The sequence below is a fragment of the Kutzneria buriramensis genome, assembly GCF_003387475.1.
Taxonomy (GTDB): Bacteria; Actinomycetota; Actinomycetes; order Mycobacteriales; family Pseudonocardiaceae; genus Kutzneria; species Kutzneria buriramensis.
On sequence record NZ_QUNO01000002.1, the window covers coordinates 34,546 to 55,507 of the forward strand.

The following is a 20,962-nucleotide window of genomic DNA, read 5'->3' on the forward strand; positions in this document are numbered from 1 at the left end:
ATACCCGGGAAATGCCTCGGTGCCAATGTCTTCGACCGTTCACCAGGTCAGCGGCTCCGCGCTGGGGGCTCTACGGGGCCGTTTCTCCCGAACCGACAACGAGGGAGGAAACGGGCAGGATGATACCGTACCCCAACTGGCTCAACGCCGGCGACAACGCGTGGCAGCTGATCGCCGCCACGCTCGTCGGCTTGATGAGCATTCCCGGCATCGCGGTGCTGTATGCCGGGATCGTGCAACGCAAGTGGGCCGTCAACACGATGGTCATGGCGTTCAGCGGCTTCGGCCTGGTGCTGATCGTCTGGGTGCTGTGGGTGTTCCGGATGGGCTTCGGCGAGGCGCTGCCGCTCGGACCGGGGGTGCTCGGCAACATCGTCGGCATACCCGGGCCGGTCCTCGGGCCGACCAGCGAGCAGGGGCAGGCGGCGATTCCGTTGCTGCACGGGCTGCTGCCCGACTTCCGGTTCCCGCAGTCGACGCTGGTCTACTTCCAGTTCGTGTTCGCCGCGATCACCCCGCTGCTGTTCCTGGGCAGTGTGATCGGGCGGATCAGCTTCAAGGTCTGGTTGATCTTCGTCCCGCTGTGGTCGACGCTGGCGTACTCGGTCAACGCCTTCCTGCTGTGGGGCGGCGGTTGGTGGGCGCAGCAGGGCGCGCTCGACTACAGCGGCGGCTACGTCATCCACCTGGCGGCGGGCACGTCCGGCTTCGTCGCGGCCGCGGTGATCGGTCCGCGGCTGGCCCGCGACCGCGCGCATGCCGCGCCGAACAACCTGCCGCTCGCGGCGGTCGGCGCGGGCGTGTTGTGGTTGGGATGGAACGGTTTCAACGGCGGTGACCCGTACTTCGCCGGCGCGGACGCCGCCGCGGCGGTGCTGAACACCAACCTGGCCACCGCGGCCGCGATGCTGACCTGGCTGTTGATGGACATGGCATTCACGCCGCAGCACAAGCCGGCGTTTCTCGGCGCGGTCAACGGCATGATCGTCGGTCTGGTCGCGATCACGCCGGCCGCGGGCTACGTCAACGGCGCCGGCGCGCTGATCATGGGCCTGGTCGCGTCGGCGATCGTCTGGCTGTCCTGGAACAAGCTCGGCAAGCTCAAGCTGTTCACGCGGGTGGACGACGCGCTCGGTGTGGTGCACACGCACGGCGTCGCCGGCCTGTGCGGCGGCCTGTTGGTCGGCCTGTTCGCCGATCCGGGCATGATCGTCTATCTCGGCCAGAAGGGCGCAGCCGACGTGTCCTTCGGTGGATTGTTCTACGGCAATCCCCAGCAGTTGCTGGTGCAGGCCGGCGCGGCCCTGACGGTGATCGTCTGGGACGCGCTGATCACATTCCTGATCCTGAAGTTCCTCGGGCTGTTCATGAAGCTGCGACTGCCCGATCCGGTGCTGGAGTCCGGTGATCTCGGCGTGCACGGTGAGGAGGCGCTGCCTGCGGAGACGCTGAGCACGGCCGGCACCGCGGCCACCCCCGCACCGGCGCCCGCCCCGGTCGCGAGCGACAAGTCGACCTGATGCGATGAAGCTGGTCACCGCGATCATCCGCCCGGCCGTCTTCGACACGGTGAAGCATGCCCTGGCCATGTTCGACGTGCAGGGCCTGACCGTGACGGAGGCGTACGGCAGCGGTGGCCAGCCCACCATCCAGATCTATCGCGGCCAGGAGTGGCTCCTCGACCTGGCTCCGAGGATCAAGATCGAGGTCCTGGTGACGGACCCGGACGTGCACGACGTCGCGCACGTGATCTCCCGGGCGGCGGCCACCGGGCGCGCCGGCGACGGCATGCTCTGGGTGACCGAGGTCCTGTTGGCGGTGCGGATTCGCACCGGCGAACGCGGAGCCGACGCGGCGTCGTGATCGGGTGAACGGGGTTCTGCGTCTTCGCTCCGTGATCAGCGCCGCGTTGCTGGTGGCGGCGATTCTGCGTCGGAAATCCTGAGGGCGAATTCGCTGGTTGTGCGAGCATCGCCGTGCTCGCGCGGCTACCTGGCCGTGAGTTTTGTTGCCAGGAAGACGTATTCGCGGCCCGGGCGGTCGGGGGCGTCGCGCACGTCGGTGACGGCGAAGCCATGGGCGCGGAGGTCGGCCTCGACTTCGTCCCGTTCGCGGAAGCGGAGCGTGGAGTCGGAGGTGAGCCGTTCGCCGTCGGGGAAGATCCAGGTCGAGCGGAACGACACCAGGGGACCGTCGACGGCCAGGAGGTCTGCCCAGGCCTGAACGCCGTCGCGCTCCTGGAACGTGTTCTCACGGTTCCAGCCCAGCCAGCCTTTCCTTGCGGGCACACGGGTTTCGAACATCAGGACGCCGCCGGGGCGCAGTGCCTCGTGGGCGTGGGCGAGGGTTGCCGACCAGTCGGCGGGATCGACGATGGCCTGCGCCACGTTGGCGGTCATCACGGCCAGGTCCACCTGCATCGGCGGCAGATCCCTTGCGTCGCCGTGGATCCAGCGCACGCGCTCGGCCCCCGGCTTCGCCCGCGCGACGTCCAGCGACGCCTCGGCTGGGTCGACGCCGGTGACCTCGACGCCCCGATCCGCCAACATCAGGGCCAGCACCCCCGTGCCGCAGCCGATGTCCAGCACGCTGCGCGCCTCCGCGGCGGCCGCGAGGTAGGGATCGAGGTCGGACCGATCGCCCTCCTGCACGTCGTAGAACGCGGCCAGCCGGGGATGCGTGAAGCCTTCGTCTGCCACGACGGGGACTGTAGGTCAGGCAGCCTGCGACTGCCGCCGATTTTTCCGCCACGCGCCGGGGGTGACGCCGACGTGGCGGGTGAAGGCGCGACTGAGGGCGGTGCCGGTGTCGTAGCCGACGCGCACGGCGATTTCCTGGACGCTCAACGGGGTGTCGCGCAGGAGGGTCTTGGCGCGGTAGAGCCGCCACGAGGTGAGGTAGCCCAGGGGAGTGTCGCCGGCCTTGGCCCGGAAGGCGGCGGCGAAGGCGGAGCGGGACATGCCGGCGAGGCGGGCGAGGTCGGCGACGGTCCACGGGCGGGCGAGGTCGCCGTGCAGGGCCTGCATGGCGGCGGAGAGTTGGGGGTCGCGGAGCGCGGCGAGCCAGTTGACGGCGCCGCCCCCGACGGAGGCGCAGCAGGCGCGCAGCGCCTGCACGAAGAGCACGTCGGCAAGGCGGCTGGCGATCAGCGACGTGCCGATGCCGCCGGTGGAGGCCTCGGTTTCCAGCAGGTCGAAGGTGGCGCGGACGGACCGGCCGGCGGCGTTGTCGACGTCGAGTCGCAGCAGTGGCGGCAGGGCGGAGAACAGGGGCTCGGCGGCGGTGGTGTCGAACGTGAAACGTCCGGAGACGAGCACGGTCCGGTCGCCGGAGCCGCCGTGCCGGGCGGTGTGGCCGGCGAAGATCGTCTCGCAGTCGACGACGGGACTGCCGGGGGCGTCCCGGAGGGTGAACTCGACGTCGCTCTGCACGAGGAAGCAGTCGCCGGCGACGAGTCGCTGCGGCTGCGACGCCTGCGCGGTGAGCCAGCACGAACCCTCGACGACCAGCACCAGCCGCGCGGAGTCGCGGGGCCGGAAGGCGATGCCCCACGGCGCTTGTGCCTCGACGCGGGCGTACTGGGAGGGCCCGATGTTCATGGTGGTGAGCACGTCGTCGACGAGATCCACGGGCTCTCCTCTGGACGATCGGTAGCAAACGCTGGACGCTAGGATACCGCTCGTCCAGGCCGTGGACCCTAGCGTCAACGCCATGAAGTCCTATCGACTGAACGCCGCCCGCACCCTCGAGCTGGTCGACGGCCCCGTGCCGACGCCAGGACGCGGCCAGGTGCTGGTCCGCGTCAAGGCCGCCTCCCTCAACGCCCGTGACACGATGATCGCCGCCGGCGTCTACCCGTGGCCGGCATTGCCCGACCTGGTGCAGCTGTCCGACGGCGCCGGCGTGGTCGAGGCCGTCGGACCGGACACCGGACGCTTCCGGGTCGGCGACCGCGTAGTCAACTCGTTCGCCCCGACCTGGTACGGCGGCCCGCTCCGCGAGTTCGGCCAGATGTACGGCACCGACATCGACGGCTGGCTCGCCGAATACGTCGTCGTCGACGAAAACGCCCTGGTCACGATGCCCGCGCACCTCAGCTTCGAGGAGGCGGCGACGCTGCCGTGCGCCGCCCTGACCGGCTGGTCCGCGGTGGCGGGCGTCGGCCCCGCCGACACCGTGCTGATCCAGGGCAGCGGCGGCGTCTCGCTGGCCGCGCTCCAGTTCGCCCGGACCGCTGGCGCGCGCGTCATCGCCACCACGTCCAGCGAGGCAAAGGCCCAGAAACTCCAGGCCCTGGGCGCCAGCGATGTCGTCAACTACGTCGACACGCCGGACTGGGGAACCGCCGTTCGCAAGCTCACGGACGACCGTGGCGTGGACCTGGTCGTCGAGGTCGGCGGCGCGATCACCCAGTCGCTCAACGCCCTCGCCCTGCGCGGCACCGTCGCCCTGGTCGGCAGCCTCACCGGTCCCGGCGAGGCCGTCGACCTGATGGACCTGCTCCTCCGGGTCGCCATCCTGCGCACCATCGGCGTCGGCAGCCGCAGCGACCTGGAGGAGATGAACCGCGTAATCGGCCTGCACGAGCTCCGGCCGGTGATCGACCGCGTCTTCCCCTTCGACGAGGCGCCGGCCGCGTACGAGCACTTCGCGCACGGCTCCCGCTTCGGCAAGGTCGTGATCAGCCTCTAGCTCAACGCTCGAGGAAGCGGACCTGCCCTCCGGTGAAAACGTCCTCCTGGGACCGCAGCTTGTCCAAAGCCGTCAGCATCGCGCCTTGGAAGGAACCGTCCTGCGGGAAGGTTTTTGTCGATACGAGCACCAAACCCGCGTGACTGGCGCCGCGATCGCGGTACTGGCCGTCGAGAAGCACGAAATCGCGGATGTTGGTCGTGACCACGGCACGCCCCGATCCGGCGGCGTGGGCCAGGATCTGGTCGTCGGATCGGCCGACCAGACGGTGGTCGGCGACGACGGAAACGACGTCATGACCGCGGTCGCGGAGCTTGCGGGCGAGGCGTTCGCCGAGCATCTCGTCCAGCAGCGCCTTGTTGGGTCACGGGCGACCGAGCAGGGTTCGGGTGCGTAGCCAGGCCTGCTCCGCCTGCTCCTCGGCGTGGTCGGCGGCGTCGATCTCGGCGTCGATCTCCTCCGGATACGTCGCCCAGTACTGCACGGCGACGTGTACGAGCCGGCCGGGCAGGTCGGCGTTGGTGGCGACGACATCGACCACGGCGTCCTCGGACAGCTCGGGTTCGGCGGCGCGGGCCGACCGCACGGCCCGCACGACTTCCCACACGTCGGGCCCGCCGATGAGGCCGGCCCGGCGACCACCGGGACCCTCGCGGAACATCACGCCGGGGTGCTCGCCCATGCGGAGGCTCTCGTCCACCAACCGGTTCGTGGCGGACGAGAGCGACAGTCCCGGGTGCGTGGCGACGAACGCGGCGAGCCTGCGCTCGACCGCGGAGGTGAACCGGACGTTCACGGGGCCTTTTCTCTGCACGACGCCAGGCTACTACACCCGGCTACATTGTAGCCATGAAGGCTCCGACCTGCGGATTCATGACTTGTGCAAGGCCGCAGGCAGTCCCGTCCGTCAGACTTCGGATGCCGCCGACCCTGGCGCGGAGGGGACGTCAGGAGCGGCGGCCTCAGCGCAGTGGTCGGAAGAACTCCCGGATCTCGGTGACCAGCGCGGCGGGCTGCTCCAGGGCGGCGAAGTGGCCGCCGCGCGGGAGTTCGGTGTAGCGCTGGAGGTTGTAGGCCCGCGCCACCCATTCGCGCGGCGGCCGGGAGATCTCCTTGGGGAAGCTGGCGAAGCCGGTGGGGGTGTCGATGTACCCGGGGCTCATCATCGGCGTCGACGGGTCGCGGAAGGCCTCGTAGTACAGACGGGTGGAGCTGGCGATGGTGTTGGTGAGCCAGTACAGCGAGATGTTGGTGAGCAGCTCGTCCTTGCTGAACACGGACTCGACGTCGCCGTCGCAGTCGCTCCACGTCCGGAACTTCTCCACGATCCACGCGGCGAGTCCGGCGGGCGAGTCGGAGAGCCCGGCGCCCAGGGTCGAGGGCTTGGTGCTCTGGATGCCGATGTAGCCGGTCTCCTGGTCACGCCACTTCGACGAGTTGTCGAGGTAGGCCTGCTCGGCCTCGGTGAGCGGCGCGGAGTGCTCGCCGACCACGGGCCGAGCGGCCATCATGTTCACGTGGATGCCGGCGAGCTGGTCGCCGTGGTCCCGGCCGAGACAGGCGGTGATCACGGCACCCCAGTCCCCGCCCTGCGCCCCGTAGCGCGAATAGCCGAGCACGTCGGTCATCAGCGTGTGGAAGCGTTCGGCGATGGCGGCCGGGCTGATGCCGGGGGTGCCGGGATGCGCCGAGAAGCCGTAGCCGGGCAGGCTCGGCGCGACGACGGTGAAGGCGTCGGCGGGGTCGCCGCCGTGCGCGGCGGGGTCGGTCAGCGGGCCGATGATCTTGCTGACCTCCCAGAACGAGCCGGGCCAGCCGTGGCTGAACAGCAGCGGCAGCGGCTCCGGCCCGACGCCCTCGGCCCGTACGAAGTGCAGGTCGCTGCCCTGCACGGCCGCGGTGAACTGCGGTAATTCGTTGAGCCGCCGCTCGGCCCGCGCCCAGTCGAACTTGGTCCGCCAGTGCTCGACGAGCTCGGCCAGGTAGGCCGGCGGCGTCCCGTGCGTCCAGTCGTCCGACAGCGCGGGCGCCAGTCTCGTGCGGGCCAGCCGTTCGCGCAGGTCGTCCAGGTCACGGGTGGGGACCGAAATTCGAAACGGCTTCACGCCGGTGCCTCCAGTGATCGCACGGTAACGAGTCATCATGGTGGTCATGAACGGCTGGGTGCGTCCAGTGGAATCGGGCTGGGTTGTCCGGGACTTCGTGCCGGGCCCGGACGTCGACGAGTTCGCCGAGCCGGAGCAGGTGGCGGCGGCGCTGCGTGCGCCGGGCGCGGCGACCGGCACGCTGCTGGCGGTGCAGCACCCGCACCGCACGCCGGCAGCGCGGGCCCGCCGGCTGAGCCTCACGGACGCGCTGCCGATCGCCCGAGAGGCGCTGGATCACCTGCGTGCCAACCACTATCGCGCGGTGCGGGACGTCATCGCGCCGTACCGGGTGGACGGTCCGGACGGCTGCGCCCACGGCGTGCTGTGCATGGTCGACCCGGCCGAGGTGGGCCGCGTCCGGCACACCGAGGAGGTGTTCCCGGACGTCGTCGCGGAGCGGTCGGCGGTGCTGTCGGAGCTGGGCTGCGCGACCAGCGCGGCGATGCTCGTGCCGGTCGCGGACGGCACGGTGCTGACGTCGCTGCTCGCCGACGTGTGCGAGGAACTGGCCGAGCCGGCGGTGTCCGTTGTGGACTCGGCCGGCCGCGACCACCGGATGTGGTTGCTGGGCAAGGGAAGCCGCCAGGACGAGCTGCTGACGCTGCTCCAGGACCAGTCGCTGCTGGTGGCCGACGGCAACCACCGCGTCGCCGCGGCCGCGAGCACCGGGTCCTTACTGGCCCTGATCACCGCCGGACCCGCTCTGCGTATCGGGGCGATCCACCGCGTGCTGACCGGCACCGGCCTCGACGCCGACACGTTGCAGCGACGGTGGCAGGAGATCGGCCTCACGGTGACGCGCGGGGGCGACCCGGCGCCGCCGCTGCTGCCGGGCGTGGTGGTGGTGCTCGCCGGCGGGGACGTGCTCCGGGTCGTGCTGCCGGACATGGGTGCGGAAAAGCCGCAGATCGATCACGGCGTGATCGAGCAGGTGCTGATCAAGGAGGCGCTCGGCGTCGATCCTGACGGTCCCTCGCTTCGCACGCTCCCGACCGGACGCCCCGTGCCGGCCGACGCCGATGCCCTGGTGCAGGTGGCCCCGGTGCCGTTCGCGGACGTGCTCGCGGTGCACGCCGAGGGCCGCCGCATGCCTCGAAAGGCAACCTATTTCACGCCGAAACCCCGCAGCGGCCTGCTCCTCGCGGCGCTGTGACGTGACCGTCGGTTAGTGTCGGGTCATGGCAGTCCGGGCAGTGCGGGGCGCGACGCAGATCGACGCCGACGAGCGGGACCAGGTCCTCGAGGCGACCGCGGAGCTGGTCAACGAGGTGCTCAAGCGGAACGGGCTGGTGCCCGACGACCTGATCAGCGTGGTCCTCACGGCGACGCCGGACATCAAGTCCGAGTTCCCGGCCTACGCTGCGCGGATGGCCGGGCTGGCCGACGTGCCGCTGCTGTCGGCGACGGAGATCGACGTGACCGGCGCCATGCCGCGGGTGATCCGACTGCTGGCGCACGTGGAGACGGACCTCACGCGGGCCGAGATCAAGCACGCCTACCTCCGCGGCGCCGCGGCCCTCCGCACCGATCTTCCCCACTGACTTGATGCAGGGAAGGACGCCTTACCCTCGCTGAATGCGGGTAAGGCGTCCTTCCCTGCATTGACCTGATTCGTTCTTGGGCCGGGGCACCAGGCAGAATGGTGTGGACGGTCGGCGAACTCGGGAGGCGGAACGGTGGAACGCGGCGAGCTGCGTGGTGTGGTGGCCCTGGACGGGCCCTCCGGCACCGGCAAGTCCACCGTCGCCCGCAGGCTCGCGACGCAGCTGGGCGCGCGCTACCTCGACACGGGCGCGATGTACCGGGCGGCGACGGTGGCGGTGCTGCGGGCCGGCGTCGACCCGACGGACGCCGACCGCGTGCGGGACACGGTCGCCCGCGCCGACCTCCGCGTGACGACGGATCCGCAGGCCCAGGCCACCACGCTGGACGGCGAGGACGTCAGCGCGGAGATCCGCGGCCAGGAGGTCACCACCGCCGTGTCGCCGGTGTCGGCGGTCAAGGAGGTGCGGGCGCAGCTGGTCGCGCAGCAGCGGTCGATCATCGCGACGGCGCTGGCCGAGGCCGGCGGCATCGTGGTCGAGGGCCGCGACATCGGCACCACCGTGGCCCCGGACGCGGGCCTGAAGGTGTACCTGACGGCGTCGGCGCAGGCCCGCGCGGAGCGCCGGACCAGGCAGGACACGGCCGCGGGGCGCCAGGCGACGGTGGACGCGACGCTGGCGGACGTGCGCCGCCGCGACAACTACGACTCGACGCGCGCGGTGTCGCCGGCGATGGCCGCCGAGGACGCGGTCGAGCTGGACACCACGCACCTGGACCTGCCGGGCGTGCTGGCGGAGCTGCTGGCGATGGTCGAGGACCGCGGCCTGCGGGCGGTCCCGACCGGGAGCTCACGTGAGCACTGACCTTCGCAGCGCTGATCTCCCAGGGGGCTCCTGGCGCCGGCTGCACGACTTCGCCCGCTGGCTCGGTACCTTCATCTTCGCGCCCTTCTACCGGCTGCGCGCGTACGGCCTGGAGAACGTGCCGAGGACCGGCCCGGTGCTGATGATCGCCAACCACAGCACGATGGTCGACGGCCCCGTGCTGTTCGCGGTGCTGCCGCGGCGGCAGGTCTTCCTGATCAAGCGGGAGATGTTCAAGGGCCCGCTGGGCTTCCTGCTGCCGAAGATCGGCCAGGTGCCGATCACCCGCGGCGAGCCGGACCGCGGCGCGCTGATGACGGCGGTCCGGCTGCTCAAGGCCGGCGGCATGGTCGGCATCTTCCCCGAGGGCACCCGCGGCGACGGCGACGTCGACGAGGCGCACAACGGCGCCGCCTGGCTGGCCCGCACGGCCGGCGCGGTGGTGCTGCCGGTGGCCTGCCGGGGCACGCTGCGCCCGGCCGCCGCGACCAAGCGGCGCTTCCGTCCGCACGTGGACGTGCTGGTGGGCAAGCCGTTCGAACTTCCGGCCGACAAGGGCCGCGCCGCGCTGACCGCCGCCACCGAGCGGGTCCGGGTCGAGCTGGCGGCCCTCGTCGCCGAACTGGATCGTCTGCGGGCGGGCAGCCCGCCGGCGAGCATGAGCAAGGAGCACGAGGCGTGAGGGAGCTTGCGAGCTCACCATTGGGCACAGTAGTGCTTGCACTCACGTGGCCGACGAAGGAGGACGCGTGAGTGAGTTGGACGGCACCTGGAGCGACGAGGCCGAGTGGGCCGTCGTCGACGGTGGTGCGGAGCAGGGGGACAGTGACGCGGGCGCGGTGCCGCAGCCGGTGCTGGCCGTGGTCGGCCGCCCCAACGTGGGCAAGTCGACGCTGGTCAACCGCATCCTGGGCCGCCGCGAGGCGGTCGTGCAGGACACCCCCGGCGTGACCCGGGACCGGGTCGCCTACGACGCGCTGTGGAGCGGCCGGAAGTTCACGGTGGTGGACACCGGCGGCTGGGAGCCGGACGCGAGCGGCCTCCAGGCGTCGGTGGCGCAGCAGGCGGAGCTGGCGATGCAGACCGCCGACACCGTGCTGGTCGTGGTGGACGCGTCGGTCGGGGCGACCGCCACGGACGAGGCGGTGGCCAAGGTGCTGCGCCGGTCCAAGCGGCCGGTGCTGCTGGTCGCCAACAAGGTCGACGACGACCGGCTGATGGCCGACGTGGCCTCGCTGTGGTCGCTGGGCCTGGGCGAGCCGCACCCCGTCAGCGGTCTGCACGGCCGCGGCTCGGGCGACCTGCTCGACGCGATCCTGAAGTCGCTGCCGGAGACGCCGCGCGACGACTTCGTGGAGCGCATCGGCGGCCCGCGCCGGGTGGCGCTGATCGGCAAGCCCAACGTCGGCAAGTCCAGCCTGCTCAACCGCCTGGTCGGCGAGCAGCGCTCGGTGGTCGACTCGGTCGCCGGCACCACCGTCGACCCGGTGGACTCGCTGGTCGAGCTGGACGACGAGATCTGGCGCTTCGTCGACACCGCCGGCCTGCGCAAGCGGGTCAACTTCGCCAGCGGCACCGAGTACTACGCCTCGCTGCGCACCAAGGCCGCCATCGACGCCGCCGAGGTGGCGATCGTGCTGCTGGACGCCAGCGAGCCGATCGCCGAGCAGGACCTGCGCGTGCTGACCATGGTCGTGGAGGCCGGCAAGGCCCTGGTGCTGGCCCTGAACAAGTGGGACCTGGTCGACGAGGACCGCCGCGACCAGCTGGAGAAGGAGCTGGAGCGCGGCCTGGTGCGGGTGCCGTGGGCGCAGCGGATCAACGTCTCGGCGGCCACCGGGCGTTCGGTGCGCAAGCTGGCGCCGGCCCTGCGCACGGCGCTGACCTCGTGGGACTCCCGGATCCCGACCGGCGCGCTGAACTCGTGGCTGTCGGACCTGATCGCCGCGACGCCGCCGCCGGTGCGCGGCGGCAAGCAGCCCAAGGTCCTGTTCGCCACCCAGGCGCAGACCCGGCCGCCGACGATCGTGCTGTTCACGTCCGGCTTCCTGGAGGCCGGCTACCGCCGGTTCATCGAGCGGAAGCTGCGCGAGCAGTTCGGCTTCGTCGGCACGCCGATCCAGATTTCCGTGCGGGTGCGAGAGAAGAAGCCGCGCAAGGGGTAGCGCATGGCGGTACGGGTGGTGCTCGCCGAGGACGAGCCCGCGCTGCGGGCCGGCCTGCGCCTGCTGCTGGAGTCCGGCGGCCGGGTGGAGGTCGTCGCTGAGGTCGATCCCGGGCCGCGGCTGCCGGCGGTGGTGCGCGCGCGGCGGCCGGACGTGGTGCTGGTGAACGACGTGTCGGCGCTGCGCGGCCTGTCCGGCGTGCCGGTCGCGGTGCTCGCGCCGTCCGTTGTGGACGATGCCGTGCACCGGGCGATCGACCTCGGCGCGCAGGGGTTCCTGCTCACCGACGCGGAGCCGGAGAGCCTGGTGCGGGCGGTGCTCGACCTGGCCGCCGGCGGCGTGGTGTTCGACCCCCGGGTCGCCGCCGCGCTGTTGCCGCGGCTGCGGAGCAACCCGTTGCCGGACAACGAGTTGCTGCAGGGTCTGTCCACACGGGAGCGTCAGGTGCTGGACCTGCTGGCCAGCGGCTGTTCCAACGGGGCGATCGCCGCGGAGCTGCGGCTGACCGAGGCGACCGTGAAGAGCCACGTCTCCGCCCTGCTGGGCAAGCTCGGCGTGCGAAACCGGGTGCAGGCAGCGCTGATCGTCCGTCGGATCGGGTCGTAGCGGTTACAGTGCCTCGTGGCCGAGCAGCGCGTGCGCAACCCGTGGGGGCAGGGTGAGCGGCTGCGCCTGGAGATCCTGGAGGCGGCCGCGCGGCTGCTGTCCGAGCTGGGCGGCGAGCAGGGCTTGACCATTCGGGGCGTGGCGCGGGCCGCGGGCATCGCGCCGGCCAGCATCTACCAGCACTTCGCCGACAAGTCGGCGCTGGTCAAGGGCCTGATCGACTACGACTACGAGCAGCTGTCGGCGGCCATGTCGGCCGCCGAGGAGCAGTGCCCGGAGGACGCCCCGCTGGACCGGGTGCGGGCGCAGATGAAGGCGTACTGCCAGTTCGCGCTGGACAGCCCCGGCCACTACCGCCTGATGATCAACAATCGGCCGGTGTCCCGGACGGGGCCGCTGATCGGCATCGTGCGGCAGATGATCGAGGGGTTCGAGCGCTGCGAGCGGGCCGGCGTGCGGCTGCGGATCCCGCCGCAGCGGGCCGCGGTGATGGTGTTCGTCGGCACGCACGGCCGGGTGGCGCTCTGGCACGCCTCCGAGGACCCCACGCACGCCCACGCCATCCTCGACTTCGTCGACGAGCTGGTCTCGCTGGTCACGGAGTGACCTGAGTCACCCATATCCCGCCACTAGTTGGATAGCGCAACCAAATAGCGCTATGCTGCCCAAGTCAGTGAACGATCGTTTGGTGACTGGGGGTCACAATGACCGACACCATGTCCGGGCCCGAAGCCTTGCCCGCGTTCCCCATGACCCGGGACGCCAAGTGCCCCTTCGACCCGCCGCCGCAGCTGATGGCGGCCGAGCCGATGAGCCGGGTCCGCATCTGGAACGGCGACACGCCGTGGCTGATCACCGACTACGCGACGCAGCGGGCGGTGTTGGCCGACCAGCGCTTCAGTGCCGACACGACCAGGCCCGGCTACCCGGTGCAGTCCGAGGCCGTGCTGGCCCGGCGGCGGACGAGCCGGCCGTTCATCGTGCTCGACGACCCGGAGCACGACCGCCAGCGCAAGATGCTCACCCGCAACTTCATGATCAAGCGGGTGGAGGCGATGCGGCCGCGCGTCCAGGAGCTCGTGGACGGCCTGATCGACGCCATGCTGGCCGGCCCGAAGCCCGCCGACCTGGTGACCGAGTTCGCGCTGCCGGTGCCGTCGCTGGTGATCTGCGAGCTGCTCGGCGTGCCCTACGCCGACCACGACTTCTTCCAGGCGTGCAGCAAGAAGCTGGTCGCCCGCTCGACGCCCGCCGACGAGGCGCTGCGGGCCGGCGAGGACCTGCGCGTCTACCTGCTCGACCTGGTGGCGGCCAAGGAGAAGGCGCCGACCGACGACATGATCGGTCGGCTGGTCGCCGACCAGATGGCCAGCGGCGAGCTCAGCCGCGAGGACGTCGCCAGCATGGCGTCGCTGATGCTGATCGCCGGGCACGAGACCACCGCCAACATGATCGCGCTGGGCACGCTCGCGCTGCTGGAGCACCCGGAGCAGCTCGCCGAGATCCGTGACGCCGATGATCCCGGGCTGATCGCCAACGCCGTCGAGGAGTTGTTGCGGTACCTGAACATCGTGCACAGCGGGCGGCGGCGCGTGGCCACCGAGGACATCGAGGTCGGCGGCCGGCTCATCCGCGCCGGCGAGGGCGTCATCCTCGCCAACGACGCCGGCAACCGGGACGAGTCCGCGTTCCCCGAGCCCGACCGGCTCGACATCCACCGGCAGGCGCGCCACCACATCGCGTTCGGCTACGGCGTGCACCAGTGTCTGGGCCAGCCGCTGGCCCGGATGGAGCTCCAGGTCGTCTACAGCACGCTCTACCGCCGCATTCCCACGCTGGAGCTGGCCATCCCGTTCGACGACGTCCAGTTCAAGCACGACATGGTCGTGTACGGCGTCCACTCGCTTCCCGTTACCTGGTAAGGACTTCTGGCCATGAAGGTTGTCATCGATCAGGACAAGTGCGTCGGCGCCGGGCAGTGCGTGCTGCTCGCGCCGGAGGTCTTCGACCAGCGCGACGAGGACGGCGTCGTCGTGCTGTTGCAGGAGAATCCGCCGGCCGAGCTGCACGATGCCGTGCGGCAGGCGGCCCAGGTGTGCCCGGCACTGGCGATCGAGCTGGCCGAGTCGTGATCGCGGTCGTCGGGGCGTCGGCCGCGGGTCTGACCGCGGTCCAGACGCTGCGCCGGGAGGGCTACGACGGGCCGCTGACGGTCGTCGGCGACGAGGAGCACATGCCGTACGACCGTCCGCCGCTGTCCAAGCAGGTGCTCTCCGGTGTGTGGGAGCCTGCCAAGGTCACGCTTCCGTCCACTGTGGACGCATCGTGGATGTTGGGGGTGCGGGCGGTCGGGCTGGACGTCCCCGGCCGGCGGCTGGCACTGTCCACGGGGGACGACCTGGCGTACGAGAAGCTGGTGATCGCCACCGGCGTGTCGGCGCGGCGGCTGCCGTTCGGCTCGGACCTGGCCGGTGTGCACACGTTGCGGACATTGTCGGATGCCTTGGCGTTCAAGGCGGAGCTGGCTGCGGCCAAGTCCGTGGTCATCGTCGGCGCCGGCTTCATGGGCTCTGAGGTGGCCGCAGTGGCTTCGGGTATGGGAGCCGACGTCACCGTCGTGGATCCCTTGCCCGCGCCGATGATCCGCCAGTTCGGGCCATGGCTCGGCGGTCTGGTCGCCAAGCTGCACGCCGACCACGGGGTGCGGATGCGGCTCGGCGTCGGCGTCACCGGGCTTCGCGGGGACGGTCGCGTTTCCGGCGTGGAGCTCGCCGACGGCGTGGTGCTGCCGGCGGACGTCGTGCTCGTCGCCATCGGCTCCGTGCCGAACACGGATTGGCTTGCCGGCAGCGGACTTTCACTGACCGACGGCGTCGACTGCGACTCGCTGTGCCGGGCCGCGCCGAACGTGGTCGCCGCCGGCGACGTCGCGTCGTGGACGCATCCCGTGCACGGTCGGCGGATCCGCGTCGAGCACCGGATGAACGCCACCGAGCAGGGCATGGCCGCCGCGCGCACGCTGCTCGGCAAGGGGGAGCCGTACGCGCCGATCCCGTACTTCTGGACCGACCAGTACGACGTGAAGATCCAGGCGTACGGCCTGTTCCCCGAGGACGCCGTGCCCGAGGTCGTCGCCGGCGACGTCGGCGCCGGCAAGTTCGCCGTGCTGTACCGGCACGACGGCAGGGTCACCGGCGTCGTCGGCTGGAACCTCCCGCGCGACACCCGCCAGCTCCGCTCCCGAATCGGCGAACCCGCATAGCCCATTTTGTGTCAGGAAGGGCCTTCGGGTTCAACGTCAGGAAGGGGCCACAACCTGGCCGTTGAACGTCAGCAATGGTCACTTGATCTTGGTCAGGAGCCGCTGCCGTAGTCACGGGTGAGGATCTCCAGGTTGTGCCCGTCCGGGTCGGGGAAGTAGAAGCCCCGGCCGCAGTCGTTGGTGTTGATCTCGTTGGGGCGCCGGTGGCCGGGGTCGGCCCAGTAGGGCAGGCCGGCGGCGCGGATCCGTTCGAGGATCGGCTCGAACTCGTCGTCGGCGACCTTGAAGGCGTAGTGCAGTTCGGGGATGTCGCCGCTGTGCCGCATGAAGTCGAGGCTGAGGTTGTTGGCCAGGGCGACGACCTGGAACGGGCCGAACGTGATCGGGTCGGCCACCCCGAGCACCTGGGCCAGGAATGCGGCGGACTTGTGCGGGTCGGAGGCGGGGACGATGGTGTGGTTCAGTTCGACGGCCATGGTTTTCACGGTAGGGCCTTCAGTGCGGTCGAAGTCCAGTCACCGTGAGTAATTGGTTGCGCCGGGCCGTCGGTCGGCGAGGATGGGGTCGTGTCCCAGCGTGAACTCGTGGTGCTCGGCTCGGCCAGCCAGACGCCGACCCGGCATCGCAACCACAACGGCTACCTGCTGCGATTCGACCGCGAGGGCGTGCTGTTCGACCCGGGCGAGGGCACCCAGCGGCAGATGATCCAGGCCGGGCGGTCGGCCACCGAGATCACGCGGATCTGTGTCACCCACTTCCATGGAGACCACAGTCTGGGTCTGGCCGGCGTGCTGCAGCGCCTGTCGCTGGACAACGTGCCGCACGAGATCCGGTGCTACTACCCGGAATCCGGCCAGGTGTACTTCGATCGGCTGAGGTACTCGACCTCGTACCACGAACGGGCGAATGTGGTGCCCGTGCCGTTGGCCGCTGACGGTCCCGTCGACTCCTCGCTCACCGTTGCGGCGCTCGATCACCGTATCGACTGCTACGGCTACCGTTTCGCCGAACCGGACGGCCGCCGGATGCTGCCGGACCGGTTGGCGGCGCTGGGGGTGCGGGGGCCGATGGTGAGCGAGCTCCAGCGCCTGGGTGCGATCGAGGTCGACGGGCGGCGGGTCGCCCTTGAGGACGTCAGCGTTCCTCGCCCCGGCCAGGTCTTCGCCTTCGTCATGGACACGCGGATGTGTGCCGGTGCCCTGGAGCTGGCCCGGGACGCCGACCTTCTGGTCGCCGAGTCGACATTCGTCGACGCCGATCGGGAGTTGGCCTGGCGGTACGGGCATCTGACCTCGCGCGAGGCTGGCCGGCTGGCGGCGGAGGCCGGCGCGCGGGAGTTGGTGCTCACCCACTTCTCGCAGCGCTATCCGTACGAGGAGGCGGAGAGGTTCCGGGAGGAGGCGGCCAAGGAGTTCTCCGGCGAGATCCACCTCGCCGTGGACTTGGCCGTGATCCCCCTGCCGAGCCGGCGGTGAGCCGGCTGCACCTCGCCGTGATCCTGCCGTGGAGGCTCCCGTGAGTTGGCTGCATCCCGCCGTCGAGGTCCGTCGGTCGGCCATCGAGGGCAGCTGCACCCCGGCGAGTCGCGCTCTCGGACACAACGAATGTAGGTCCGGGGCAGAAGGGGTGGCCGGCTGGGACAGGGAACCGGCCGGCCACCCCAAAACATCTACGAGATCGTCACGGTGCCGGACAGCGGCAGCGACCGCGACGAACCGCCGACGGACACGGTGTTGACGCCGGAAGCCTTGGTCCACCCGTTGTTCCAGTACTGGAAGCTCCGCGCGTCCAAGGTGACGGAGACGTGCTGCGACTGGCCCGGTGACAGAGCCACCCGCGAGAAGCCACGGAGGTTGTCGGGCGGCTCGCCGACGGCTGCGGGCTGCGACACGTACACCTGGGCGACCTCGGTGCCGGCACGGGAACCGGTATTGGTGACCGTGAACCCGACCTGGACGTCGCCGGCAGCGTCCGGAGCAGATACCGACAGCCCCGAGTAGCCGAAACTCGTGTAGGAAAGACCGAACCCGAACGGGAACATCGGCGCGATGTGCTGACTGTCGTACCACCGGTAGCCGACGTCGAGTCCCTCCGAATACTGCACACTCCCGTTCTGACCGGGCCATTGCGCCCCGGAATGAGCCGGCACGTCGTTGAGGGAGTTCGGGAAGGTCACGGGAAGCTTCCCGGAGAAGTTGCTGTTACCGAACAGAAGCGACGCTATGGCGGCGCCGTCCTCCTGGCCGGGGAACCAGTTCTCGACGATGCCCCGAACGGAACCGGCCCACGGCATGGTGACCGCCGAACCGGAGTTGACGACCACCACGGTGTTGGGGTTCGCCGCCGCGACCTGGCTGATCAGGGTGTTCTGATCCGACGACAGGTCGATGTTCTGGAGATCCCCGCCCTCGGAGCCGGAATTGCTGACGAAAACCACCGCGGTGGAGGCGTTCCGGGCGGCGGCAACCGCCTGGCCCAACAGATCCTGGTTGGGGATCTGCCAACCCAGGTTGAGCTGGCTCCCGCCGCCGTCCTGGAAGTAGTCGACCTCGACGCTGACGGGCTGCCCGGCGGTCAAGGCGATGGAGCCGGTCCTGGTCGTCGGCGGCTGGTCCGCCCAGTTGCCGATCACCTGCTGCCCGTTGACGAACAGTCGGCTGCCGTCGTCGCTGGTCAGCGAGAACGTGTACGTGCCGGTGGTCGGCGGCGTGAGGGTACCGGTCCACTTGGCGGACCAGTTGGTGGCGGGCACGCCCGAGGTCGGCGGCTGGGTGCCCCAGATGAAGTCGATGTCGGGGTCGGTCCGGGTCAGAATGGCCGGCCCGGAAAGGGAAGTGCCGTTGTAGAAGGTGGCCGTCAGCCCGTTGCCGAACGCGGAGGGATCGACGATCTCGCCGTTGGGGGCGGCGACGCCCTGCGAGTAGGTGACCGAACCGCCGTGAGCCTTGATGCCCTGGTACGGCGTCACCACGTGCGGGGCGTTGACGTGGGCGGAGCCGCCGCCGGCGGTCAGAGCGTTCTGACCGGCGTCATCACCGATCACGGCGATGGACCCGGAACCCAGCGGCAGCACGGAGTTGCTGTTCTTCAGCAACACGCTGCCCTCGGTGGCGACCTGCGAAGCCACCGAGGCATGTGCGTCCGAGGTGACGACGGAGTTGATGGTGCCGGTGGGGGAATGGTCGAACAGGCCGGCCCGGAACATCGCCACGAGAATGGCCCGCACGTGGCTGTCGATGGTCGCGATGGACACCTGACCGCCGGCGACGGCCTGCGTCAGCGGCGCGCCGTAGTACTGGCTGCCGTCCATCTCCATGTCCATGCCGTTGGTGACGGCCGGAACCGTGGAGTGGGTGCCGCCCCAGTCGGACGTGACGAAGCCGGAGAAACCCAGCTGCTGGCGCAGAATCGTGTTGAGCAGCTGGCCGTTCTCGCACGCGAAGGTGCCGTTGATCTCCGCGTACGAGCACATCACGGAGTCGGTCCGGCCCTGCTGCACGGCGGCCTGGAACGCGGGCAGGTAGACCTCCTGCTCGGTGCGGTCCGACACGACGGCGTTGTCCTGCGGGGTGTTCCGGTACGTCTCCTGGTTGTACACGGCGTAGTGCTTGACCTGCGTCATCGGGCCGGCCGCGCGAATGCCCTGCAGGTCGGCGGCGCCGAGCTGGCCGGCCAGGTACGGGTCCTCGCCGAGCGACTCGAAGGCCCGCCCCCAGCGGGGATCCCGCACGATGTTGATCGTTGGACCAAGGACGAGGTTCGCGCCCTTGCCCCACTCCTCGGACCCGATCACGCCGCCGTACTGCTTCATCAGCGCGGTGTCCCAGGTGGCAGCCCCGGCGACCGGCGCCGGCAGCTGGGTGACGCCGACGGCGCCGTCGGCGACACCCGCCGGCCCGTCCTGCAGGTGCAGGCCGGGAATCCCGAGGCGGGGTATGGGATCCACGCAGGCTCCGTAGCCGCAGGACGCCCCGCCGTGCATCATGGTCAGCTTCTCGTCGGTGGTCATCTGCGCCAGCAGCGCGTCGGCCCGCTGCTCCGGCGAACCGGGCGGCGGCGGGGCCGACGGCGTGCCGTAGACCTGGAACTCGGACACCTGGCCGGCGGGCCAGCCGGTGTTGGCGGTGAACGTCAGCCGCAGGTAGCGCTGCGCGCTGCCGGGCAGCGAGATCGTCACGGTGTTGCCGGTGGCCGGATCGAAGCGATATCCGTTGCTGGCCACGAGAGTCGAGAAGGTGGTGCCGTCATTGCTGCCGCCGACGGCGAGCGTCTGCGTGCGGGCGCCCCAGGCCGTGGCGGGCGGCAGCGTCAACGTGATCGAGTTGACGGCGTCGGCGGCGCCGAGATCGACCTGCAACCACTGGGGAAATGCGCCATTGACGCTTTCCCAGTAGCTGCTGGTGTTGTTGTCGTTGGCGTTGCCCGGCGGGAAGCCGCCCTGCGAGCCGCTGGCGGTCATCGCCTTACCCAGGGCCAGGTTCACGGGCGACGGCCCGATCGAACCCGGATCGAACCTGTCGACCCAGTACCTGGTGCGGTCCAGGTACGCGGTGGACGAGGCGGTGCCGGTCTGCCCGTACGCGCCGCTGTAGGTGAGATATCCGTGCCCCGCGGGCGGATTCGAGCTGGCCGGTTCGATCTGGGAGCCCTCGTGCCACTCGTTGAACGACGTCACCGACACCCAGTCCGGACTGCCGCCGATCCCGGGGTCGAGCGCGTTGTTCCACGTCTTGTCGTACTCGGCGCCGTTCGCGCGGTCGACGGTCGGCGTGCTGTTGCCGGGCACCGCGCGGTCGTCGATGTAGCCGGGCGCCACCGACGGGGCCCACACCATGCCGTGCTGGTGGCAGTACGCGCCGGCATCGGCCCAGCCGGGCGCGGTCGCGGCGGCGATGCCGTCGTAGGTGTACATGCCGTTGAAGTGCGCGACCTTGGACGTGTCGGTGGTCTGCGCCAGCACGATGTTCGAGCCGGTCACGGAGTCCAGCGGGGACCAGTCGGCGATGTCGAGGCTGTCGAAGAGGTAGAACGCGGGTTTGTCGGCGTGCGAGGGATCCCGGTAGAAGGCGGGGCTCGAACCGTAGTGGGAGTCGATGTAGTTGATGTCCGACACCACGGACGCGGCGGTGCGGCCCCCGTACGGCTCGATGTGCCAGGCGACCCGGACGCCGTGGCGCGCGGCGGCGGCCAGCGTGCCGGCGGCCAGGCCGTCCTCATAGGACCCCTGGCCCCACCAGCTGTAGATGATCACGCCGGCGCCGGACCGGGCGACCCAGGCCATCTGCTGGTCCACGGCCCCGTTGACGTCGCCGGAGTCGTACGGGCCGAGCGAGGGGTAGTAGTTGGAGCCGATGTCGTCGGGCGGGGTGTGCCCGCCCTGGTCCCAGTGCCGGTAGCTGCCGTTCACGGTCGGGCTGCCGTACCAGGGGTAGTAGAAGAGCTGGACCTTGTCGGAGAGTCCAGCGGCGTTACGGGCCAGCGCCGTCGGGGCGTGGGCGGCGACGAGCGTTCCCACGAGCAGGGTGAGGACGGCGACCAGGCTTCTCAAGCTTCGCATGGCAGGGTCCATTCGGAAGCCGATGTAACACGGATGTGAAACGACCATAGGCTTCTGAACAGAAAGCTGCAATAGATCTACTACTTTGCGCAAGATTACGACATGCGCGACTCTGGGCATGCGGA

At 70.4% G+C, this 20,962-nt stretch carries 21 protein-coding genes; 14 read left to right on the plus strand and 7 right to left on the minus strand.

The window, feature by feature from the left end; all coding sequences use genetic code 11:
- The first annotated feature begins 119 nt into the window (after positions 1–119).
- Entirely contained in the window at positions 120–1,520 is a 1,401-nt protein-coding gene (locus BCF44_RS05050; protein WP_116172942.1) for an ammonium transporter, read from the plus strand.
- A gap of 4 nt (positions 1,521–1,524) precedes the next feature.
- Positions 1,525–1,863: a P-II family nitrogen regulator gene (locus BCF44_RS05055; RefSeq protein WP_116172943.1), complete on the plus strand. Its 339-nt coding sequence runs from the start codon at positions 1,525–1,527 to the stop codon at positions 1,861–1,863.
- Between the two features lie 125 nt (positions 1,864–1,988).
- Here BCF44_RS05055 and BCF44_RS05060 read toward each other — a convergent pair whose 3' ends face one another.
- A complete protein-coding gene (locus BCF44_RS05060; RefSeq protein WP_116172944.1) occupies positions 1,989–2,699 on the minus strand; it encodes a class I SAM-dependent methyltransferase in 711 nt (236 codons plus the stop codon).
- A 15-nt stretch (positions 2,700–2,714) separates the two neighbouring features.
- A complete protein-coding gene (locus tag BCF44_RS05065; protein ID WP_170217345.1) occupies positions 2,715–3,629 on the minus strand; it encodes an AraC family transcriptional regulator in 915 nt (304 codons plus the stop codon).
- Positions 3,630–3,711: 82 nt separating this feature from the next.
- On the opposite strand from BCF44_RS05065, the gene BCF44_RS05070 reads away from it, so the two are divergent.
- Complete coding sequence (locus BCF44_RS05070; RefSeq protein ID WP_116172946.1) at positions 3,712–4,692, plus strand: zinc-dependent alcohol dehydrogenase family protein; 981 nt, start codon at positions 3,712–3,714, stop codon at positions 4,690–4,692.
- A 1-nt stretch (position 4,693) separates the two neighbouring features.
- On the opposite strand, the gene BCF44_RS05075 is transcribed toward BCF44_RS05070, so the two are convergent.
- From BCF44_RS05075 to BCF44_RS05085, 3 genes are all read right to left on the minus strand, one after another.
- Positions 4,694–5,044 carry a DUF5615 family PIN-like protein gene (locus tag BCF44_RS05075; RefSeq protein WP_342775580.1) on the minus strand — a complete coding sequence of 117 codons (351 nt, stop codon included), beginning with the start codon at positions 5,042–5,044 and terminating at the stop codon, positions 4,694–4,696.
- Between the two features lie 12 nt (positions 5,045–5,056).
- Positions 5,057–5,506, minus strand: coding sequence for a hypothetical protein (locus BCF44_RS05080; RefSeq protein WP_116172948.1), 450 nt, complete (start codon positions 5,504–5,506; stop codon positions 5,057–5,059).
- A 148-nt stretch (positions 5,507–5,654) separates the two neighbouring features.
- Positions 5,655–6,797 carry an epoxide hydrolase family protein gene (locus BCF44_RS05085; RefSeq protein WP_246014847.1) on the minus strand — a complete coding sequence of 381 codons (1,143 nt, stop codon included), beginning with the start codon at positions 6,795–6,797 and terminating at the stop codon, positions 5,655–5,657.
- A gap of 46 nt (positions 6,798–6,843) precedes the next feature.
- On the opposite strand from BCF44_RS05085, the gene BCF44_RS05090 reads away from it, so the two are divergent.
- The 10 genes from BCF44_RS05090 to BCF44_RS05135 all read left to right on the plus strand — a co-directional run bounded on the left by BCF44_RS05090 (position 6,844) and on the right by BCF44_RS05135 (position 15,280).
- On the plus strand, positions 6,844–7,992 hold the full coding sequence (locus BCF44_RS05090) for a DUF1015 family protein (RefSeq protein WP_116173541.1): 1,149 nt from the start codon (positions 6,844–6,846) through the stop codon (positions 7,990–7,992).
- Positions 7,993–8,017: 25 nt separating this feature from the next.
- On the plus strand, positions 8,018–8,380 hold the full coding sequence (gene aroH / locus BCF44_RS05095; protein ID WP_116172949.1) for a chorismate mutase: 363 nt from the start codon (positions 8,018–8,020) through the stop codon (positions 8,378–8,380).
- A gap of 135 nt (positions 8,381–8,515) precedes the next feature.
- Positions 8,516–9,247, plus strand: a complete 732-nt coding sequence (gene cmk, locus BCF44_RS05100) for a (d)CMP kinase (RefSeq protein ID WP_116172950.1) — start codon at positions 8,516–8,518, stop codon at positions 9,245–9,247.
- Positions 9,237–9,929, plus strand: coding sequence for a lysophospholipid acyltransferase family protein (locus BCF44_RS05105; RefSeq protein WP_116172951.1), 693 nt, complete (start codon positions 9,237–9,239; stop codon positions 9,927–9,929). The genes cmk and BCF44_RS05105 overlap by 11 nt, the downstream gene beginning before the upstream one ends.
- Positions 9,930–9,996: 67 nt before the next feature.
- Positions 9,997–11,412: a ribosome biogenesis GTPase Der gene (gene der / locus BCF44_RS05110; protein ID WP_116172952.1), complete on the plus strand. Its 1,416-nt coding sequence runs from the start codon at positions 9,997–9,999 to the stop codon at positions 11,410–11,412.
- A gap of 3 nt (positions 11,413–11,415) precedes the next feature.
- The gene (locus tag BCF44_RS05115; protein ID WP_116172953.1) at positions 11,416–12,018 is read left to right on the plus strand and encodes a LuxR C-terminal-related transcriptional regulator; all 603 of its coding nucleotides are present in this window, start codon (positions 11,416–11,418) and stop codon (positions 12,016–12,018) included.
- Positions 12,019–12,033: 15 nt separating this feature from the next.
- Positions 12,034–12,624: a TetR/AcrR family transcriptional regulator gene (locus BCF44_RS05120; RefSeq protein ID WP_246014848.1), complete on the plus strand. Its 591-nt coding sequence runs from the start codon at positions 12,034–12,036 to the stop codon at positions 12,622–12,624.
- Positions 12,625–12,734: 110 nt separating this feature from the next.
- Positions 12,735–13,940 carry a cytochrome P450 gene (locus BCF44_RS05125; protein ID WP_246014849.1) on the plus strand — a complete coding sequence of 402 codons (1,206 nt, stop codon included), beginning with the start codon at positions 12,735–12,737 and terminating at the stop codon, positions 13,938–13,940.
- Between the two features lie 12 nt (positions 13,941–13,952).
- Entirely contained in the window at positions 13,953–14,150 is a 198-nt protein-coding gene (locus BCF44_RS05130) for a ferredoxin (RefSeq protein ID WP_116172954.1), read from the plus strand.
- Positions 14,147–15,280 (plus strand): NAD(P)/FAD-dependent oxidoreductase, encoded by a 1,134-nt coding sequence (locus tag BCF44_RS05135; RefSeq protein ID WP_211352897.1) that lies wholly within the window; start codon positions 14,147–14,149, stop codon positions 15,278–15,280. Before BCF44_RS05130 ends, BCF44_RS05135 begins: the two co-directional genes overlap by 4 nt.
- A gap of 92 nt (positions 15,281–15,372) precedes the next feature.
- Here BCF44_RS05135 and BCF44_RS05140 read toward each other — a convergent pair whose 3' ends face one another.
- The gene (locus BCF44_RS05140) at positions 15,373–15,756 is read right to left on the minus strand and encodes a VOC family protein (protein ID WP_116172956.1); all 384 of its coding nucleotides are present in this window, start codon (positions 15,754–15,756) and stop codon (positions 15,373–15,375) included.
- A 90-nt stretch (positions 15,757–15,846) separates the two neighbouring features.
- Between BCF44_RS05140 and BCF44_RS05145 the strand changes: the two genes are divergently transcribed.
- Complete coding sequence (locus BCF44_RS05145) at positions 15,847–16,755, plus strand: ribonuclease Z (protein ID WP_116172957.1); 909 nt, start codon at positions 15,847–15,849, stop codon at positions 16,753–16,755.
- A gap of 194 nt (positions 16,756–16,949) precedes the next feature.
- Here BCF44_RS05145 and BCF44_RS57365 read toward each other — a convergent pair whose 3' ends face one another.
- The gene (locus BCF44_RS57365; RefSeq protein WP_246014850.1) at positions 16,950–20,837 is read right to left on the minus strand and encodes a glycoside hydrolase family 3 C-terminal domain-containing protein; all 3,888 of its coding nucleotides are present in this window, start codon (positions 20,835–20,837) and stop codon (positions 16,950–16,952) included.
- Between the last annotated feature and the right edge of the window lie 125 nt (positions 20,838–20,962).

Excerpts from the sequence above, each read along its gene's own strand:
- BCF44_RS05050 (WP_116172942.1), top strand. The coding sequence starts at position 120 with ATGATACCGTACCCCAACTGGCTCAACGCCGGCGACAACGCGTGGCAG.
- BCF44_RS05090 (WP_116173541.1), top strand. The coding sequence starts at position 6,844 with ATGAACGGCTGGGTGCGTCCAGTGGAATCGGGCTGGGTTGTCCGGGAC.
- BCF44_RS57365 (WP_246014850.1), bottom strand. The coding sequence starts at position 20,837 with ATGCGAAGCTTGAGAAGCCTGGTCGCCGTCCTCACCCTGCTCGTGGGA.
- aroH (WP_116172949.1), top strand. The coding sequence starts at position 8,018 with ATGGCAGTCCGGGCAGTGCGGGGCGCGACGCAGATCGACGCCGACGAG.
- BCF44_RS05130 (WP_116172954.1), top strand. The coding sequence starts at position 13,953 with ATGAAGGTTGTCATCGATCAGGACAAGTGCGTCGGCGCCGGGCAGTGC.
- BCF44_RS05070 (WP_116172946.1), top strand. The coding sequence starts at position 3,712 with ATGAAGTCCTATCGACTGAACGCCGCCCGCACCCTCGAGCTGGTCGAC.
- BCF44_RS05140 (WP_116172956.1), bottom strand. The coding sequence starts at position 15,756 with ATGGCCGTCGAACTGAACCACACCATCGTCCCCGCCTCCGACCCGCAC.
- BCF44_RS05115 (WP_116172953.1), top strand. The coding sequence starts at position 11,416 with ATGGCGGTACGGGTGGTGCTCGCCGAGGACGAGCCCGCGCTGCGGGCC.
- BCF44_RS05125 (WP_246014849.1), top strand. The coding sequence starts at position 12,735 with ATGTCCGGGCCCGAAGCCTTGCCCGCGTTCCCCATGACCCGGGACGCC.
- BCF44_RS05055 (WP_116172943.1), top strand. The coding sequence starts at position 1,525 with ATGAAGCTGGTCACCGCGATCATCCGCCCGGCCGTCTTCGACACGGTG.